Annotated in this window: 12 protein-coding genes; 4 read left to right on the top strand and 8 right to left on the bottom strand. The window is 62.1% G+C overall.

What is annotated here, in order from left to right; translation table 11 throughout:
• Positions 1-17 precede the first annotated feature (17 nt).
• On the bottom strand, positions 18-1895 hold the full coding sequence (gene recQ / locus FHX11_RS01060; RefSeq protein WP_184354180.1) for a DNA helicase RecQ: 1878 nt from the start codon (positions 1893-1895) through the stop codon (positions 18-20).
• Between the two features lie 6 nt (positions 1896-1901).
• A complete protein-coding gene (gene dnaG / locus FHX11_RS01055) occupies positions 1902-3893 on the bottom strand; it encodes a DNA primase (protein ID WP_184354178.1) in 1992 nt (663 codons plus the stop codon).
• A 578-nt stretch (positions 3894-4471) separates the two neighbouring features.
• Here dnaG and FHX11_RS01050 point away from each other — a divergent pair.
• On the top strand, positions 4472-4714 hold the full coding sequence (locus FHX11_RS01050; RefSeq protein WP_184354176.1) for a hypothetical protein: 243 nt from the start codon (positions 4472-4474) through the stop codon (positions 4712-4714).
• Positions 4715-4915: 201 nt separating this feature from the next.
• Here FHX11_RS01050 and FHX11_RS01045 read toward each other — a convergent pair whose 3' ends face one another.
• Entirely contained in the window at positions 4916-5368 is a 453-nt protein-coding gene (locus tag FHX11_RS01045; protein ID WP_184354174.1) for a GatB/YqeY domain-containing protein, read from the bottom strand.
• Positions 5369-5677: 309 nt separating this feature from the next.
• On the opposite strand from FHX11_RS01045, the gene carA reads away from it, so the two are divergent.
• Positions 5678-6886 carry a glutamine-hydrolyzing carbamoyl-phosphate synthase small subunit gene (carA, locus tag FHX11_RS01040; RefSeq protein WP_184354172.1) on the top strand — a complete coding sequence of 403 codons (1209 nt, stop codon included), beginning with the start codon at positions 5678-5680 and terminating at the stop codon, positions 6884-6886.
• Positions 6887-6979: 93 nt separating this feature from the next.
• Here the strand turns inward: carA and FHX11_RS01035 are convergent, their stop codons facing one another.
• From FHX11_RS01035 to FHX11_RS01020, 4 genes are all read right to left on the bottom strand, one after another.
• A complete protein-coding gene (locus FHX11_RS01035; RefSeq protein ID WP_184354170.1) occupies positions 6980-7552 on the bottom strand; it encodes an EVE domain-containing protein in 573 nt (190 codons plus the stop codon).
• Positions 7553-7651: 99 nt separating this feature from the next.
• A complete protein-coding gene (locus FHX11_RS01030) occupies positions 7652-9049 on the bottom strand; it encodes an MATE family efflux transporter (protein ID WP_184354168.1) in 1398 nt (465 codons plus the stop codon).
• A gap of 149 nt (positions 9050-9198) precedes the next feature.
• Positions 9199-10455 (bottom strand): TCR/Tet family MFS transporter, encoded by a 1257-nt coding sequence (locus FHX11_RS01025; protein WP_184354166.1) that lies wholly within the window; start codon positions 10453-10455, stop codon positions 9199-9201.
• A gap of 161 nt (positions 10456-10616) precedes the next feature.
• A complete protein-coding gene (locus FHX11_RS01020) occupies positions 10617-11528 on the bottom strand; it encodes a LysR family transcriptional regulator (RefSeq protein WP_184354164.1) in 912 nt (303 codons plus the stop codon).
• A gap of 127 nt (positions 11529-11655) precedes the next feature.
• On the opposite strand from FHX11_RS01020, the gene FHX11_RS01015 reads away from it, so the two are divergent.
• Positions 11656-12651, top strand: coding sequence for an aldo/keto reductase (locus tag FHX11_RS01015; RefSeq protein ID WP_184354162.1), 996 nt, complete (start codon positions 11656-11658; stop codon positions 12649-12651).
• A 43-nt stretch (positions 12652-12694) separates the two neighbouring features.
• On the opposite strand, the gene FHX11_RS01010 is transcribed toward FHX11_RS01015, so the two are convergent.
• Complete coding sequence (locus FHX11_RS01010) at positions 12695-13624, bottom strand: neutral zinc metallopeptidase (RefSeq protein WP_184354160.1); 930 nt, start codon at positions 13622-13624, stop codon at positions 12695-12697.
• 399 nt (positions 13625-14023) lie between these two features.
• Here FHX11_RS01010 and carB point away from each other — a divergent pair, with 399 nt between their 5' ends.
• Positions 14024-17509 (top strand): carbamoyl-phosphate synthase large subunit, encoded by a 3486-nt coding sequence (gene carB / locus FHX11_RS01005; RefSeq protein WP_184354158.1) that lies wholly within the window; start codon positions 14024-14026, stop codon positions 17507-17509.
• Positions 17510-17629 lie beyond the last annotated feature (120 nt).

Genomic DNA, 17629 nt, shown 5'->3' with positions numbered 1-17629 from the left:
CACATCCGGCAAGCGCGTCACCGATCGGTGAACTCTTCGATCACCTTCAGAAATGCATCGCCGTAGCGCTCCAGCTTCGCCTGTCCGACGCCGGAAATGCCGAGCAGCGCATCCCGGCTCGTCGGCCGTTCCGTTGCAAAGGCGATCAGGGTCGTGTCCGGGAACACCACATAGGGCGGCACGCCCAGCGCCTTGGCGAGCCTGGCGCGCTCGCTTCTCAGTGCCTCGAACAGGGGCTGGGCCTCGCCCGACAGGCTCGACTGCCGCTTTTCGATGCGCGCCGCCTTCTTCGCCCCGCGCCTTGCTTCCGGCCGATCCTTGCGGAAGAAAACCTGACGCTCGCGCTTGAACACCGCCTTCGCCTCCGGCTCGAGCTTCATCGCCCCAAAGGCCGCATGATCGACGCTGATGAAACCGTTCGCCAGCAACTGCCGGAAAACCGACTGCCAAGTGCGGGCGGGAATATCCTTGCCGGCGCCGAAGACTGGCATGTTCACATGGCCGAAACGTTCCGTCTTCTCGTTGACCGTGCCCATCAGCACATCGATGACATGGCCGGTGCCGAAACGCTCGCCGGTGCGATAGACGGCGGCGAGCGCCTTGATCGCCGCCTCCGTGCCGTCCCAGGTCTCCACAGGCTTCAGGCAGGTATCGCAATTGCCGCAGCCGCCGCCATGCGCCTCGCCGAAATGCGCGAGAATGGCCTGCCGCCGGCAGCCGGCCGTCTCGCAGATGGCAAGCAGCGCATTGAGCTTCGCACGCTCGACACGCTTGATCTCCGGCGCCGCATTGCCCTCGTCGATCATTCGCCCGCGCTGGATGACATCGGCCATGCCGTAGGCCATCCAGACTTCGGAGGGCAGGCCGTCGCGCCCGGCGCGGCCCGTCTCCTGATAATAGGCCTCCACCGAGCCCGGCAGGTCGAGATGCGCGACATAGCGCACATTCGGCTTGTCGATGCCCATGCCGAAGGCGACCGTCGCCACCAGGCAGAGATCCTCCTCTTTGAGAAAGGCATCCTGATTGGCGTCGCGGACGGCACGGTCCATGCCGGCATGATAGGCAAGCGCGCGAATGCCTTGGCCATTCAGCCATTCAGCCGTTTCCTCGACCTTGGCCCGCGACAGACAATAGACGATGCCGCTATCGCCGCGATGGCCATCGAGAAAGCGCAGCAATTGCTGGCGTGGCTGATCGCGCTCGACGATTTCATAGGCGATGTTCGGCCGGTCGAAGCTGGTGGTGAAGACCTTGGCATTGTCGAGCGCCAGCCGCTCGATAATATCGTCGCGCGTATGCGGATCGGCCGTCGCCGTCAGCGCGATGCGCGGCACATCGGGAAAGAGTTCCGCAAGCTTGCCGAGATCGCGATATTCCGGCCGAAAATCATGCCCCCATTGCGAGACGCAATGGGCCTCGTCAATCGCAAACAGGGCAATCCTCGCCCTGGCGATCATCTGCTGGAAGCCATCGGTCAGGAGGCGCTCCGGCGTGACATAGAGCATATCCAGCGTACCGCCGGAGACGGCGCGATAGACATCGCTCGCCTCCTCGCGCGACAGCGACGAATTCAAGGCCGCCGCCCGGATGCCAAGCTGCTTCATCGCCTCGACCTGGTCGCGCATCAGCGCGATCAGCGGCGAGACGACGATGCCGACGCCGTCGCGGCAAAGCGCCGGAATCTGGAAGCACAGCGATTTGCCCGCCCCGGTCGGAAACAGCACGACCGCATCGCCGCCACCGACCACATGCTCCACTACCTGCTGCTGCTTGCCGCGAAAGGCGGAATAGCCGTAGACGCGCTTGAGAACGTCGAGCGGCGCGGATGGGCCACGATCCGCAAACAGCGCGTTGTCGGCGGAAAACCGCGGCTCCTGTCTATCCGGCTGAGACATCTATTCCTATTTCCCCGCGGGTCCCTTGATACGGCCGGACAGCACGCCGAAACCGTCGATGATCGCTTCCTGGTTTTCCAGCCGCAATGCTTCGAGCTGCACTTCCTGCAGAGCGCGCATCAGTTGCTCGATGAGCTCCCCGTCGCCGTCCTCGGTCGCCTCGGCGATGGCGCGCTCCAGTTCGATCTTGTGCCAGCGCAGCGCCTTCGAGCGCTTGTGCAGCGCCAGCGCCTGACGATAGCCCTCGCGCGCATCCTCCATGGCCGCCTCTTCGGTCGCGGTCCAGAGGCGGGCGTTGCGCACCTGCTGGTCGAGGCCCTTCAGCAATGCCCCGAAACCCTGCTCCTCCAGCACCTCGAGCAGCCGCTCCCGCGTGAGCTGCGGTCCCGTCATGGTCGCCGCCGCGCCGAGCAGGGCGGACCAGAGGCGCTGCAACTCGCGGCTCTCATAGTCGATCGCGGCGATCTCGTCATATTCGTCCTGCAACAGCAACGGATGATTGACGATGGTCACCGCCAGCACGCTTTCGCGAAGGCCCGGAACCTCCAGATGCCCCTTGATCATGCCCGATCGCGTCAGACGATCCGACGGCCTGACGCTGCCCGCCGCCCCATCCTGCCCCTGCCCGCCACGACCGCCGAAGGAGCGGCCACCGCCGTCGCGGGAAAAGCCGCGCCCCTGCGGATTGCCGCCACGCCGGAACTGCGGCTGGAAGAGACCGTTCAACCGGTCGCGCATGTCCTGCTGATAGTGACGACGCACATCTTCGTCCGAGATGACCGACACCATCTGCCTGAGCCGCGCCTCCAGCTCGGCGCGCGCCTCGGGCGTGTCGAACTTGCCGCTGTTGACCTCGCGGGTCCAGATCATCTCCGCCAGCGGCTTTGCCTGCGCCAGCACCTTGTCGAAGGGCGCGCGGCCATCGTGGCGGACGAGATCATCCGGATCCTTGCCATCCGGCAGGAGGGCGAAACGGACAGTGCGGCCGGGCTTGATATGCGGCAGCGACAGATCGGCGGCACGATTGGCTGCCCGAATGCCGGCACCGTCGCCGTCGAAGCAAAGCACGGGCTGCGGCGTCATCTTCCAGAGCAATTCGAGCTGGTTCTCGGTCAGCGCGGTTCCAAGCGGCGCGACGGCATTCTCGACACCAGCCTGATGGAGGGCGATGACGTCCATATAGCCTTCGACAGCAATGATGGTGCCGGCGCCATCGCTCCCCTGCGCGGCACGGCGCGCGCGGGTGAAATTATAAAGCACATTGCCCTTGTGAAAGAGCTCGGTCTCGTTGGAATTGAGATATTTCGCCGGCGCGTCCGACGACATGGCGCGGCCGCCGAAAGCGATCACCTTTTCCCGGGACGACAGGATCGGGAACATGATGCGGTCGCGGAACCGGTCGTAGGACACCGGAATATCCGGGCCGTACACCACGAGGCCGCAGGCTTCGATCTGCTCCTTGGCAATGCCCTTGCCGGCCAGAAACTCCTTCAGCGCGTTGCGGCTGTCCGGCGAATAACCGAGGCGGAAGGTCTCGATGGTCCGGCCCGTCAGGCCACGGTCGCGCAGATAGGCACGCGCCTTGGCGCCGGTCGCCGTCTGGAGCTGATCCTGGAAGAACTGTGTCGCCATCTCCATGACGTCGAGCAGCGAGGTGCGTTCCTTCTCGCGCTTCGCCTCCATCGGATCGGCAACCGGCATGGCAACGCCCGCCATATCGGCGATCTGCTGCACGGCTTCCGGAAAGCTCAAGCCCTCCAGCTCCGTCAGGAAACGGAAATGGTCGCCTGTGACGCCGCAGCCGAAGCAATGATAACGGCCCTTGCGATCTTCGCAGTGAAAACTCGGCGATTTCTCGCCGTGAAACGGGCAGCAGGCCCAATAGTCACCACGCGGCACATTGGTCTTGCGGCGATCCCAAGTCACACGACGACCGATCACGTCCGAAATGGGAACGCGGTCGCGAATCTCGTCGAGAAACGTATTGGAAAATCGCATGATTACCTCTGGCTCGCCCCCTTATAAGCAGGAACGCCACGCATTGCCACGGCAAGCCTTTCAACACGCCCGCTATTCACAGCCCGTCCGAACAGCCGCGAAACGCAACCTTTCCGATCACAAGACCGTGAACGCATAGGCTCCGTTAATGTCCGCAAACCGTCCTGGAAAGCGATCCGGTCATCGGGAAAAACAGAATCTTCACGCCCATTCTGCATCTTATATGTGTATGAGAAGTGGCCATGAATGCAGCTTCGCCGTGCAAGAAAAACAGTGGAAAAGCAAAGGCTTGCAGATTGTAAGCCTCCCTTCGAAAAGGACGCGACAAAATCTCGCGCGGCCATCGACCCCGAACAGGAGGGCGCGCGTTCATCCCTTTTGGTGGCGCATTTGCGGCATGGTTTGTAAGTCAAACATTATTTTTTTGTAATTTGATTGTTGGTGTGCGGCGCAATAGCTTCCTTCTCACGGGACGAGACAAGCCGGCGAACAAATGTGCTTCGCGACGCGACATGCCTAGACGTCCCCGACGAACCGGAAACCGACAAGCACTGGGTTTTCAGTTTAGGAGATAAAAGATGCGCGTTCTGCTGGCACCCTTTGCCGCCGCCGCCCTCTTCGCCACAGCGACTTACAGCTCGGCAACGACGACGGATGGCGCGGCTCCCGCGATCGCCACGAACGTGCTCCAGACCAATGCCGGCTATCAACTGCCGGTCGACATGAAGGTTCCGGCTCTCAAGGCCGGCATCAAGGTCCAGGTGTCCTGGCTCGACGCGCAAGGCATGGACTTGCCGCAGCAGATCAGGATCACCAGATAAGGTTTCACCCATCCCCATGTGAGGCACCATCCCTACCCCCGGCGCCGCCTCACATGGGTGCCTTTGCAATAGACGTTTGATTTTTGGGCCCCACCCTGCGTCATCAAACGGCTGCAAAGCGCAAGAAGGCAGGAGCTCCCCCAGCTCCTGCCTTCTCTATTTTAAGCCGGTATCGACCTCGGCCCTTGCGGGCGTGCGGAATTACTTCAGCAGATCCTTGAGAATCGCCGAAGCCTTGGCGAAGTCCATCTGCCCGGCATAGCGCTCGCGCAGGGCGGCAACGCACTTGCCCATGTCCTTCAAGCCCTGTGCACCGAGTTCGGCCACGATGGCGGCGCAGATCTCCCGCACCTTGTCCTCGGAAAGCTGTTCCGGCATGAAGCCCTGGATGACGGCGATTTCCTCGCGCTCCTTGTCGGCCAGCTCCGGGCGGCCGCCATCGACATAGATCTTCACCGATTCTTCGCGCTGCTTGATCATCTTGGCCAGCAGCTGCAGGATTTCGTCGTCGCTTGCCGGCTCCTTGCCGAGACCGCGATTGGCGATGTCCTTGTCCTTGATGGCGGCAAGGATCAGGCGCACGGTCGAAAGCCTCGCCGCGTCCTTGGCCCTCATGGCATCCTTCTGGGCGTTGGAAAGCGTTTCGCGGATCATGTCTTTTAACTCCGTAATGAGGCCGGCGAGGATCGCCCGGCCTCTTATTTCATGTTGCCAGTCTCATAGACCATGAGCGGCAATCAATGCAATTGCGTCCGCCGGGCACGAAACCCACGAATTCCCTGGCGGGAAACGAACGGCGCGCATTGACCGGCACGCCTTGTTTGGCTATGTCCATCACCTGCACATTAGATCGATATGAAGATCTCAAGCCGAGACACGCGTCGCCGGCTGTACCTTGCTACAAACATGGCGGATGCCGACGGCTTCTTCAAGGCTGCGCACGACGCCGGAAACGGGATGACAATGACCGCCACAGCCCCATGGACAACTGAAAAGCCGAGTGCCCTGCTCGTTCTCGCCGACGGCACCGTGATCGAAGGCAAGGGTATCGGCGCGACCGGCAAGGTCCAAGCCGAAGTCTGCTTCAACACGGCGCTCACAGGTTACGAGGAGATCCTCACCGATCCCTCCTATCTCGGCCAGATCGTCACCTTCACCTTCCCGCATATCGGCAATGTCGGCACCAACGAGGAAGATATCGAGGATCTGACGCCCGCCGCCCGCCATGGCGCCGTCGGCGTCATCTTCAAAGCCGATATCACCGATCCCTCGAACTACCGCGCCGCCAAGCATCTCGATCAGTGGCTGACGGCGCGCGGCATCATCGGCATGTGCGGCATCGATACCCGCGCGCTGACCGCCTGGATCCGTGAAAACGGCATGCCCAACGGCGTCATCGCCCATGATCCGAACGGCGTCTTCGACATCGACCAGCTGAAGGCGGATGCCAAGGCCTGGGGCGGCCTGGAAGGCCTCGACCTCGCCAAGGTCGCCTCATCGGGCCAGTCCTCGCAATGGTCACAGACACCCTGGGTCTGGAACGAAGGCTATGGCGAACTAAAGGCCGACGATGCCAAGTATCACGTCGTTTGCCTCGACTATGGCGTCAAGCGCAACATCCTGCGTCTGTTCACCGGCCTCGACTGCAAGGTCACGGTGCTGCCGGCAACCGCCTCCACCGATGACGTGCTGGCGCTGCAGCCGGACGGCATCTTCCTGTCGAACGGCCCCGGCGATCCGGCCGCCACTGGCGAATATGCGGTTCCGGTCATCCGGGATCTGCTGAAGGCGGACATCCCGCTGTTCGGCATCTGCCTCGGCCACCAGATGCTCGGCCTCGCCCTCGGCGCCAAGACCGCCAAGATGCATCAGGGCCATCATGGCGCCAACCACCCGGTCAAGGACCACACGACGGGCAAGGTCGAGATCGTCTCCATGAACCATGGCTTCGCGATCGACTCAAACTCGCTGCCGGAAGGCGTTGAGGAGACTCACGTTTCCCTCTTCGACGGCAGCAATTGCGGCCTGCGCGTCGCCGGCAAGCCGGTCTTCTCCGTCCAGCATCACCCGGAAGCCTCCCCCGGCCCGCAGGACAGCCACTATCTCTTCCGCCGCTTCGTCAATCTGGTGCGCGAGAAGAAGGGCGAACCGGCGCTCGCCGAACGCGCCTAACGCGTCAAGTCGTTTCACATCAATGGAAAACCCCGGATTGATCGCCAATCCGGGGTTTTTCTTTCGGCGGAATGCATTCGGCCACGAGCACGCTCACGCTATCATGCGCCGCCGCCTGACTTCCTCGAGTTCGCTGGTCATGATTTCCTGCAGGAACTCGAAATCGGACTGGCCGAAGGACACAAGGCCGAATCTCAGCTTGTAGCCCCAGTTCTTGTCCTGCGTGAAATCCAGCCAGTCCAGCAGAGGACGGATCGGCTGGTCCGGCGTGTCCAGCCAGTCGACATCGCGGCGATAGGCCGTGCCCGATCCCATCTGGCCCTGATAGGGCTCTCCGTCGCGGACATGACCGATCGCCGTGAAGCTCTGGAAGCCGTCCTTTCCGCCCATGACCACCGACGGCGAATAGTAGACCACGCCATCGCCCGGCCTGATGCGCCGCAGCGGCCCTTGCTTGCCGTGATTGACCTGCATGAAGCCATGCGCCCGTCCATAGCGAACATGCTCGGCGCATGCGACGGCCAGCCAATAGGATTTGGCGGCCGGTTGCTCATACTGACGAGAAGCGCCCGGCTGCGCGAGCATGCGCACGACGGCACCATGGCTGACTTGTCCTTCCAGCGAGAAGAGATTGGTCTCGCTACGATCGCTTGCCTTGAATGTCATGGTCATCTCCCATCGATTGGTATGGCACCAATATACGGGATCATACTGCCAATATCTGTCAGCAGTCTTGCGGCTGAAGATCGGAAAAGCGGCCGAGCTTCAGCCGGCCGCCCTCTCCGAGCGGAGCAGGATATAGAAGCGCACGCAGAGCATCGTCGCGGCCGAGGCAAGCCCCAGGAGGAAGCCGAACCAGATGCCGATTCCGCCGAAACCGAGCGGGAAGGCCAGCAGCCAGGCCAGGAAGAAGCCGATCGGCCAATAGGCGATCAGAGCGAGGATCATCGGCACCCGCGCATCCTTGAGGCCGCGCAACAGGCCGCTGGCAATTGCCTGCAGGCCATCGACGAGCTGGAACAGACCCGCGACAACGATGAGCGGAGCGGCATAGGCGAGCACTTTCGGCGCATCGACCGAGGCCACGTCCAGGAACCAGCTTCCCAGCCATTCCGGCATCGTCGCGAACAGGATGCTGCCGCCCAGCGAGATGAAACACGAAACGATCAGCACGACAATCGCAGCCCGCGTCAGGCCGAGATGATCTCCCTGCCCATGCGCGACGCCGACCCTGACGGTCGCCGCCTGGCTGAGGCCGAGCGGGATCATGAAGGCGATAGAGGCCCATTGCAGCGCAATACCATGCGCCGCGAGCTCGATCGTGCCGATCTGCCCCATCAGCAAGGATGCGGCCGTGAAGAGGCTGACTTCGGCGAGAACCGTGATGCTGATCGGAAAGCCGAGACGCACCACTTCCCACAGGGCATGCCAGTCCGGTCGCCAGAGCCGGACGAATATCTCATAGCGGCGCGTCTCCTCGCGGCTCTGAACATAGGCAAGGATGAACAGGAAGCCGGCCGTCTGCACCGCAACGGAGACGATGGCCGCGCCATGCAGCCCAAGCGCCGGCATGCCGAAATGCCCGAGCACCAGGCAATAGGCGAGGATCGCATTCATCACCAGCATGGCGATGGTGACATGGAGGATGACGCCGGCCCGGCCGATGGCGCTGACGAGCGCGCGAATGACATTGTAAAGCAGTCCCGGCAGCACGGCGAAATGGCCGATATCGATATAACCACTGGCAAGCCGCGCCACTTCGGGGTTCTGACCGGCGGCCAGCAGGATCTGTTCCGAGTAGAAAAAGGCAGGCTGCGCCAGCAGCCAATAGGCCGTGACGACCCAGAGCCCCATGCGCAGCGCCCGGCGAACCGCCATGACGTTGCCCTGCCCATAGGCTTGCGCCACCAGCGGCACGACGGCAATGGAAAAGCCGGAGCCGAAGATCTGGATCGTGAACAGGAATTGAGCGGCAAGCACCATGGCCGCGAGCTGCTCGGCGCCGAGACGACCGACGATCATCACATCCGTGGTGTTGATGCCGAGCTGCGCCAGCTGCGCGCCGATCAGCGGTATGCCGAGCGCCAGTGTAGCGCGGAAATGCGCGGACCACGAATTGTTGTTGTCGTGCGCGAACGGGCGCGCAGTTGCAGGCATGTCCATTTTGAAGCTCGATTTGTAAAAGACGCGCAAACTGCTCCCACCCAGGGATGCGCGAGCCTGCCGGATTACCTCAACTTGAGCCGAAAAGCCAGCTGACGGTGCCAAGATGCTAAAGAATTCATCAGGACATCAAAATATCTGATGATTATTCAGGCAACCTCTTGAGCCACCGGCTCCACGACTGCGTTCGACGCGCTCTTGCGTACCTTGACGACGAAGACGGTCAGTGCGGCCAGAGTCAGGATCACCCCCATGATGAAGGGTGCCCCGGCAAAGGTGACCGGTGCCTCGGGAGCGGTGAAATAGCGGAAGAGATAGGGAAAGAGCACCGGCCCGATAATGGCGGTAATGCTGGTCAGGCTGCCAAGCGCGCCCTGCAGCTCGCCCTGCGCCGACGGCGGCACCTTGCCGGCGGCGATCGAGCGCAACGGCGCGTCCGCGACGTTCTCGATGACGGTGACGACGATGACGGCATAGACCATCCAACCATGCCAGGCGGAGGCATAGCCCATCAGGCCGATGCCGGAGAAGGTCATGCCCAGCAGCGCCGTCTTCCATTCGCCCAGCAGCGGCACGAGCCGCGGCAGGACCAGACCGATGGTGATCGCCGCGCCGATGCCATAGACGCCGAGCGAAAAGCCGATCTGCCCCTCGCTCCAACCGTAACGATAGGAGGAGATGAAGGCCCAGACTGCAGGATAGACGCCGTGTGCCAGCCAATTGAGGAACATGACGACGCACACCCAGCCGACGCCGGGATAATGCCGCATCTGACGAAGCGCACCGAGCGGATTGGCGCGCCAGAGCTCGAAACGACGGCGGTTCTTCGCCTCCAGCGTTTCCGGCAGCAGGAAATAGGCGCAGACGAAATTCAGAAAAGCGACCGCAGCTGCTCCATAGAAGGGCACGCGCGGACCGAATTCCCCCAGGAAGCCGCCGATGACCGGCCCGAGCACGAAGCCGACGCCGAAGGCCATGCCGATCAGGCCGAAATTCTTGGCGCGATTCTGGTCGTTGCTGATGTCGGCGATATAGGCGGAACAGGTCGAGAAGCTCGCGCCGCTGATGCCCGCGAGAATGCGGCCGACGAACAGCATCCAATAGGATGTCGCGATGGCACAGATGAAATTGTCGATCGCGAAGGTCAGCACCGAGGCGAGCAAGAGCGGCCGGCGCCCGAAGCGGTCGCTCAGATTGCCGATCAAGGGCGAAAACAGGAACTGCATGCCGGCATAGGCCAATAGCAGCCAGCCGCCCTCGGTCGCGGCTTCGCTGATCGTCGCACCCGTCAGCTCCTCCAGATATTTCGGCATGACCGGCATGATGATGGCGATGCCGATGACGTCGAGGAAGAGGATCAGGAAAACGAGGAACAGGCCGCGACGCGCGAATTTCTGGTCGATCATGGAGTTTGCCTTTTGGCGGCCCTATCCCCATGAAGAGACAGAACGTGAACGAAAAATCGGAAAATACCCCTTACCGAAAGATTTTGGCCGAAACAATCCGTGAACGCTTCAATCTTCCTGATTTATCGACGGATTTTTTTGATCCATGAGACGATAGGCCATCAATCCTGCGGCATGCGTCGCTGCTCCGATTTCAGGAAATCCACGAAGGCCCGAAGCGGCCCCGGCATATGACGGCGGCTGGCATAATAAAGGAACGGACCAGGAAAAACCGAGCTCCAATCTTCGAGAATGGCGACCAGCTCGCCGCTTGCGATTTGCGGGGCAATGAACTCCTCGAAGGTAAAGATGATGCCAAGCCCCGCCACCGCGGCACTGCGCTCCATGTCGATCGAATTGCTGGCGAGAACCGTCGGTGGCGAAATGACGACCGCCTCACCCGCCTTTTCGAATTCCCAGGGAAAGGCCGGACTTCTCAGGAAACGGTGACGAATACAGCGATGATCGAGAATATCGCGCGGATGCAGCGGCGTTCCATATGCGGCAAGGTAAGCCGGCGACGCGGCCGCGACGTAGCGCTGGCGCCTTGGGCCAATCGGCACAGCGATCATGTCCCGCTCCAGCCGTTCGTCATAGCGGATGCCGGCATCGAAGCCCGCCGCCAGCACATCGATGAAGCTGTCTTCGGCGATGATCTCCACGGAAATGCCCGGATAGGCCTTCAGGAAACGGTTGACGATCCCCGGCATGATGACGACGGCGGCCACCGTCGGCACGTTGAGGCGCAACGTCCCGCCGACGGTATCGCGGAAACTGTTGATGTCATCGAGCGCGGTCGCGATCTCGCCCATCGCCGGCCCGAGCCGCTCGATCAACCGTTCACCGGCTTCGGTGAGCGTGACGCTGCGGGTAGTGCGGTTGAGCAGCCGCACGCCGAGGCGCTCCTCCAGCCGCCGCAATGCCTCGCTCAACGACGATGCGGAAACCCGGCGCTTGCGCGCGGCCTCGCGAAAATTCCGTTCGCGGGCGACGGCGGCAAAGGCATCGAGATCGGCGAGTGGCAGTTCATCCATTGTACGAAATTCCAAACAACCCGTTTCGATATACCAGGATTATCGCACAAACGTGAAAGAGGTAAAACCAATCCCGAAGACGCTGCCTGACGACACAAAGCAGCGCCGCAGACCAAGGAGAACGGAAATGCAGATGCATCAATTGGGCAAGACCGGTCCGGACGTATCGGCCATCGGCCTCGGCTGCATGGGCATGTCAGGCATGTATGGGCCGTCGGATCGCGCCGAGAGCATTGCCACCATTCACGCGGCACTCGATGCCGGCGTCAACCTGCTCGATACCGGCGACTTCTACGGCATGGGCCACAATGAAATACTGATCGGCGAGGCGATCAAAGGGCTGAAGCGCGACGATTTCCTGCTGAGCGTCAAGTTCGGCGCCCTGCGAGATCCCGCCGGCGCCTGGCTGGGCTACGACGCCCGCCCCGCCGCCATCCGCAATTTCCTTGCCTATTCGCTGCAGCGCCTCGGCGTCGATCATATCGATATCTATCGCCCGGCGCGCCTCGATCCGAACGTGCCGATCGAGGATCAGATCGGCGCCATGGCCGACCTCGTCAAGGAAGGCTACATCAAGCATATCGGCCTTTCCGAAGTTGGTGCGGACACCATCCGCCGGGCCGCCGCCGTTCACCCGATCGTCGATCTCCAGATCGAATATTCGCTGATCTCGCGCGGCATCGAGGACCAGATCCTGCCCACCTGCCGCGAACTCGGGATCGGCATCACCGCCTACGGCGTCCTGTCGCGCGGCCTGATCAGTGGCCATTGGCAGAAGGATGCCGCCGCGCAGAAGGGCGATTTCCGCGTCATCAGCCCGCGCTTTCAGGCGGGCAATGTCGAGAAGAACCTCAAATTGGTGGAGGCGCTGCGCCGGATTGCCGACTCCAAAGGGGTCAGTGTCGCCCAGATCGCCATTGCCTGGGTCGCAGCCCAGGGCAAGGACATCATTCCCGTCGTCGGTGCCCGACGCCGCGATCGGCTGGCGGAAGCACTGGGCTCCCTGTCCGTCGAGCTGTCGGCGGAGGATCTCGCCACAATAGAACGGGCTGTTCCGAAGGATGCCGCCGCCGGCGGCCGTTATCCCGAGGCACAGCTGGTACATATGGACAGCGAGAAATAATTGGCATGCCTTCCCCCGCACTTCGGGGGGAGGCATTTAGGCGCTAGACCGGATTGTTCAGCGTATCGCAATCGCTAAGCTTGCCGGAATCGAAGCCCTGCTTGAACCACTTCATGCGCTGCGCCGAGGTGCCATGGTTGAAGCTGTCGGGCACGACATAGCCCTGGCTGCGCTTCTGCAGCGTATCGTCGCCGATCTGCTGCGCGGCATTCAGCGCCTCCTCGAGATCACCCTGCTGCAGAATGCCTTTCTGCTGCGTGAACTTGCCCCAGATGCCGGCGAAACAATCCGCCTGCAGCTCGATGCGCACCGACATCTTGTTGGCCTCCACCTCGCTCATGGTCTGGCGGGCCTGGTTGAACTTCGGCAGGATGCCGAGCTGATCCTGGACATGGTGGCCGACCTCATGCGCAATGACATAGGCCTGCGCGAAATCGCCGGATGCGCCGAACTGATCCTTCATCTGCTGGAAGAAGGCCATGTCGAGATAGACCTTCTGATCGCTCGGGCAATAGAAAGGTCCGGTTGCAGCCGAAGCCGTGCCGCAAGCCGACGGGAAACGGCCGGAAAACAGCACCAGTTTCGGATCGGTATAGGTCTGCCCCATCGACTTGAAGATGCCGGTCCAGGTGTCCTCGGTATCGGCCAGCACCGTGGAGACGAACTGCTTCATCTCGTCATTGGCCGGCGTGGCAGTGCCGCCGCCGGAATCGCTCTGCTGATAGCTGGAGCCTGAGTCGCCGGTCAGCATGCCGCTCTGCTGCAGCAGCCCGATGACGTCGACGCCCATGGCCCGCAATACCAGGAAGATGACCACGAGAACAATGATGGTGCGAAAGCTGAGACCACCGCCCCCTATGCCGCCACCGGGAAAACGTATGCCGCCACCGCCAAGGGAACCGCCACCACCCATCGGCGACGAGCCGCGTTCATCCTCGACATTGTCGGATTGCCGACGTCCTTTCCAGTCCATAATGCACCTCCCGGCGAAACAACCCGTTGAGTCAACAGAGTATAGCTCTTTCTGAAATATACTGTGTCACCATAAATTATGAAAATCTCAAAGAAAAATTTCGCGACGCCGCCATCGACCGAAAACCCGGCGCCGGCTTTCCCGCCAGAACCATGGCTGGATCGCATGCGTGGCGAGGGACGAACGAATATGGGCGCCAAACCGCCATTGGGGCCAATTGCCTCCCTCGATCGCATCTCTCTTCCCGATTCCTGTCGATTCCGCGATTTATGGGGTTCCGTTTGCAAATACATTTGCCTATAAGCCGCTTCTAGCCTGAAAAGACTTGCCCATGCGCCCCGGCCGGTGATCTCCCACCCTGGCCGGTTTTTCGCGCAACCAAAAAACGGATGAGAGCCCATGCCGAAGCGCCAAGATATCAAATCGATCCTCATTATCGGTGCAGGACCGATTGTTATCGGCCAGGCTTGCGAATTCGACTATTCCGGCACGCAGGCCTGCAAGGCGCTGAAGGAGGAAGGCTATCGCGTCATCCTCGTCAACTCCAATCCGGCAACGATCATGACCGATCCGGGCCTGGCGGATGCGACCTATGTCGAGCCGATCACGCCGGAAGTGGTCGCCAAGATCATCGCCAAGGAGCGCCCCGACGCGCTGCTGCCGACCATGGGCGGCCAGACCGCGCTCAACACCGCGCTGTCGCTGAAGCGCATGGGCGTACTCGACCGCTATAATGTCGAGATGATCGGCGCCAAGCCCGCCGCCATCGACATGGCCGAGGACCGCGCCCTCTTCCGCGAGGCCATGGCCCGCATCGGCCTTGAAACCCCGCGCTCGATGCTGGCGAACGCAACCGACATCAAGGACGCCGACCGCAAGACCCATGAAGCCGAGCGCAGCAAGCTGAAGGCATCGCTGTCCGGCGCAGAGCTCGACAAGGCGCTCGACGCGCTTGAAAACCAGTGGAACCTCGGCGAGAGCGACCGCAAGCAGCGCTACATGAGCCATGCCATGGCGATCGCCGCCCAGGCACTCGACCATGTCGGCCTGCCCGCCATCATCCGTCCGTCGTTCACGCTGGGCGGCACCGGCGGCGGCATCGCCTACAACCGCTCGGAATTCTTCGAAATCGTCGGCGGCGGCCTCGATGCCTCGCCGACCACGGAAGTCCTGATCGAAGAATCGGTGCTCGGCTGGAAGGAATTCGAGATGGAAGTCGTCCGCGACAAGGCGGACAATTGCATCATCATCTGCTCCATCGAAAATATCGACCCGATGGGCGTCCATACCGGTGACTCGATCACCGTCGCTCCGGCGCTGACGCTGACGGACAAAGAATACCAGATCATGCGCAACGCCTCGATCGCGGTTCTGCGCGAGATCGGTGTCGAGACCGGCGGCTCGAACGTGCAGTTCGCCGTCAATCCCAAGGACGGCCGCCTCGTCGTCATCGAAATGAACCCGCGCGTGTCGCGTTCCTCCGCCCTCGCCTCGAAGGCCACCGGCTTCCCGATCGCCAAGATCGCGGCAAAGCTCGCCATCGGCTATACGCTCGACGAGCTGGAAAACGACATCACCGGCGGCGCGACGCCTGCCTCCTTCGAACCGTCGATCGACTATGTCGTCACCAAGATCCCGCGCTTCGCCTTCGAAAAATTCCCCGGCGCCTCGCCGGTGCTGACCACCGCCATGAAGTCGGTCGGTGAAGTCATGGCGATCGGCCGCACCTTCGCGGAATCGCTGCAGAAGGCATTGCGCGGCCTCGAAACCGGCCTCACCGGCCTCGACGAGATCGAAATCCCCGGCACCGAGGAAGGCGAAGGCAGCCGCAACGCCATCCGCGCCGCCATCGGCACCCCGACGCCCGACCGCCTGCGCATGGTCGCCCAGGCGCTGCGCCTCGGCATGAGCCCGGAAGAAGTGCATGAAGGCTGCAAGATCGACCCATGGTTCATCGCCCAGTTCAAGGCGATCGTCGACATGGAAGCCCGCATCCGCGAACATGGCCTGCCGGAAGATGCGGCCAACTTGCGCATGCTGAAGGCCATGGGCTTCTCCGACGCGCGTCTGGCGACCCTCACCGACAAGCGTCCGAAGGAAATCGCCGAGCTGCGCAACAGCCTGAACGTTCGCCCGGTCTTCAAGCGCATCGACACATGCGCCGCCGAATTCGCCTCACCGACCGCCTATATGTACTCGACCTACGAGATGCCCTTCGTCGGCGCCACCCGTTCGGAAGCGCAGGTCTCCGATCGCAAGAAGGTCGTCATCCTCGGCGGCGGTCCGAACCGCATCGGCCAGGGCATCGAGTTCGACTATTGCTGCTGCCATGCCGCCTTCGCGCTGAAGGATGCCGGCTATGAAGCGATCATGATCAACTGCAATCCGGAAACCGTTTCGACCGACTACGACACGTCCGACCGGCTCTATTTCGAGCCGCTGACGGCCGAAGACGTGATCGAAATCCTGCGCGCCGAACAGGAGAAGGGCGAAGTCGTCGGCGTCATCGTCCAGTTCGGCGGCCAGACGCCGCTGAAGCTCGCCGAAGCGCTTGAAAAGAACGGCATTCCGATCCTCGGCACCGCGCCTGACGCAATCGACCTTGCCGAAGACCGCGACCGCTTCCAGAAGCTCTTGATGAAGCTCGACCTCGACCAGCCGAACAACGGCATCGCCTATTCGGTCGAGCAGGCGCGCCTTGTCGCCACCGAAATCGGCTTCCCGCTGGTGGTGCGTCCGTCCTATGTCCTCGGCGGCCGCGCCATGCAGATCATCCATTCGGAAGGCCAGCTCCAGAGCTACCTGCTCGACACGGTGCCGGAACTGGTGCCGGAAGACATCAAGCAGCGCTATCCCAACGACAAGACCGGCCAGATCAACACGCTGCTCGGCAAGAACCCGCTTCTGTTCGACAGCTACCTGACCAATGCCATCGAAGTCGACGTCGACTGCCTGTCCGACGGCACGGACGTCTACGTCGCCGGCATCATGGAGCATATCGAGGAAGCCGGCATCCACTCGGGCGACTCCGCCTGCTCGCTGCCGCCGCGCACGCTGTCGCCTGCCATGATCGACGAACTGGAACGCCAGGCGAAGGCCATGGCCAAGGCGCTGAACGTCGGCGGCCTGATGAACGTGCAGTTCGCCATCAAGGACGACACGGTCTACGTGCTGGAAGTCAACCCGCGTGCCTCGCGCACCGTGCCCTTCGTCGCCAAGACCATCGGCGCGCCGATCGCCAAGATCGCGGCCCGCGTCATGGCCGGCGAGAAGCTGGATGCGACCTTCGCCGCCTATGGCGAAAAGCCCGATCCGCGCAAGCTGAAGCACATCGCCGTCAAGGAGGCCGTCTTCCCCTTCGCCCGCTTCCCCGGCGTCGATATCCTGCTCGGACCCGAAATGCGCTCGACGGGCGAAGTTATTGGTCTGGATACGGATTTCGCGCTGGCCTTTGCCAAGTCTCAGCTCGGCGCCGGCGTCGAACTGCCGCGTGACGGAACCGTCTTCGTCTCCGTCCGCGACGATGACAAGCCGCGCGTTCTGCCCGCCATTCGCATGCTGGCCGAACAGGGCTTCAAGGTGCTGGCCACCGGCGGCACCCAGCGTTTCCTCGCCGAAAACGGCATCGAGGCGACCAAGATCAACAAGGTGCTCGAGGGACGTCCGCATATCGAGGATGCCATTCGCAACCGCCAGGTCCAGCTCGTCATCAACACGACCGACAGCAACAAGGCGATCTCGGACTCGAAATCGCTGCGCCGCGCGACGCTGATGCAGAAGGTGCCCTACTACACCACCATGGCCGGTGCGGAAGCCGCAGCCATGGCGATCAAGGCGCTGAAGGCCGGCAATCTGGAAGTTCAGCCGCTGCAGAGCTATTTCTGAGGTAGCTGAGGACCGCGGCCGCTACTTTCGAGCCACCGGTCGTTGATTGTGTAAAACTGACTTTGGCGAGCGCTGACCGAGATCAGCCTCGCCATAAGTCTTCGAATTTTCTGGAAATCG

It is taken from the genome of Rhizobium sp. BK602 (genome assembly GCF_014195095.1).
Lineage (GTDB): Bacteria > Pseudomonadota > Alphaproteobacteria > Rhizobiales > Rhizobiaceae > Rhizobium.
This window is presented reverse-complemented; position numbering and strand designations above follow the sequence as displayed.

What these genes read in the sequence shown, in the direction of transcription:
- recQ (WP_184354180.1), bottom strand. Translation starts at nt 1,895, where the DNA reads ATGTCTCAGCCGGATAGACAGGAGCCGCGGTTTTCCGCCGACAACGCG.
- dnaG (WP_184354178.1), bottom strand. Translation starts at nt 3,893, where the DNA reads ATGCGATTTTCCAATACGTTTCTCGACGAGATTCGCGACCGCGTTCCC.
- FHX11_RS01050 (WP_184354176.1), top strand. Translation starts at nt 4,472, where the DNA reads ATGCGCGTTCTGCTGGCACCCTTTGCCGCCGCCGCCCTCTTCGCCACA.
- FHX11_RS01045 (WP_184354174.1), bottom strand. Translation starts at nt 5,368, where the DNA reads ATGATCCGCGAAACGCTTTCCAACGCCCAGAAGGATGCCATGAGGGCC.
- carA (WP_184354172.1), top strand. Translation starts at nt 5,678, where the DNA reads ATGACCGCCACAGCCCCATGGACAACTGAAAAGCCGAGTGCCCTGCTC.
- FHX11_RS01035 (WP_184354170.1), bottom strand. Translation starts at nt 7,552, where the DNA reads ATGACATTCAAGGCAAGCGATCGTAGCGAGACCAATCTCTTCTCGCTG.
- FHX11_RS01030 (WP_184354168.1), bottom strand. Translation starts at nt 9,049, where the DNA reads ATGGACATGCCTGCAACTGCGCGCCCGTTCGCGCACGACAACAACAAT.
- FHX11_RS01025 (WP_184354166.1), bottom strand. Translation starts at nt 10,455, where the DNA reads ATGATCGACCAGAAATTCGCGCGTCGCGGCCTGTTCCTCGTTTTCCTG.
- FHX11_RS01020 (WP_184354164.1), bottom strand. Translation starts at nt 11,528, where the DNA reads ATGGATGAACTGCCACTCGCCGATCTCGATGCCTTTGCCGCCGTCGCC.
- FHX11_RS01015 (WP_184354162.1), top strand. Translation starts at nt 11,656, where the DNA reads ATGCAGATGCATCAATTGGGCAAGACCGGTCCGGACGTATCGGCCATC.
- FHX11_RS01010 (WP_184354160.1), bottom strand. Translation starts at nt 13,624, where the DNA reads ATGGACTGGAAAGGACGTCGGCAATCCGACAATGTCGAGGATGAACGC.
- carB (WP_184354158.1), top strand. Translation starts at nt 14,024, where the DNA reads ATGCCGAAGCGCCAAGATATCAAATCGATCCTCATTATCGGTGCAGGA.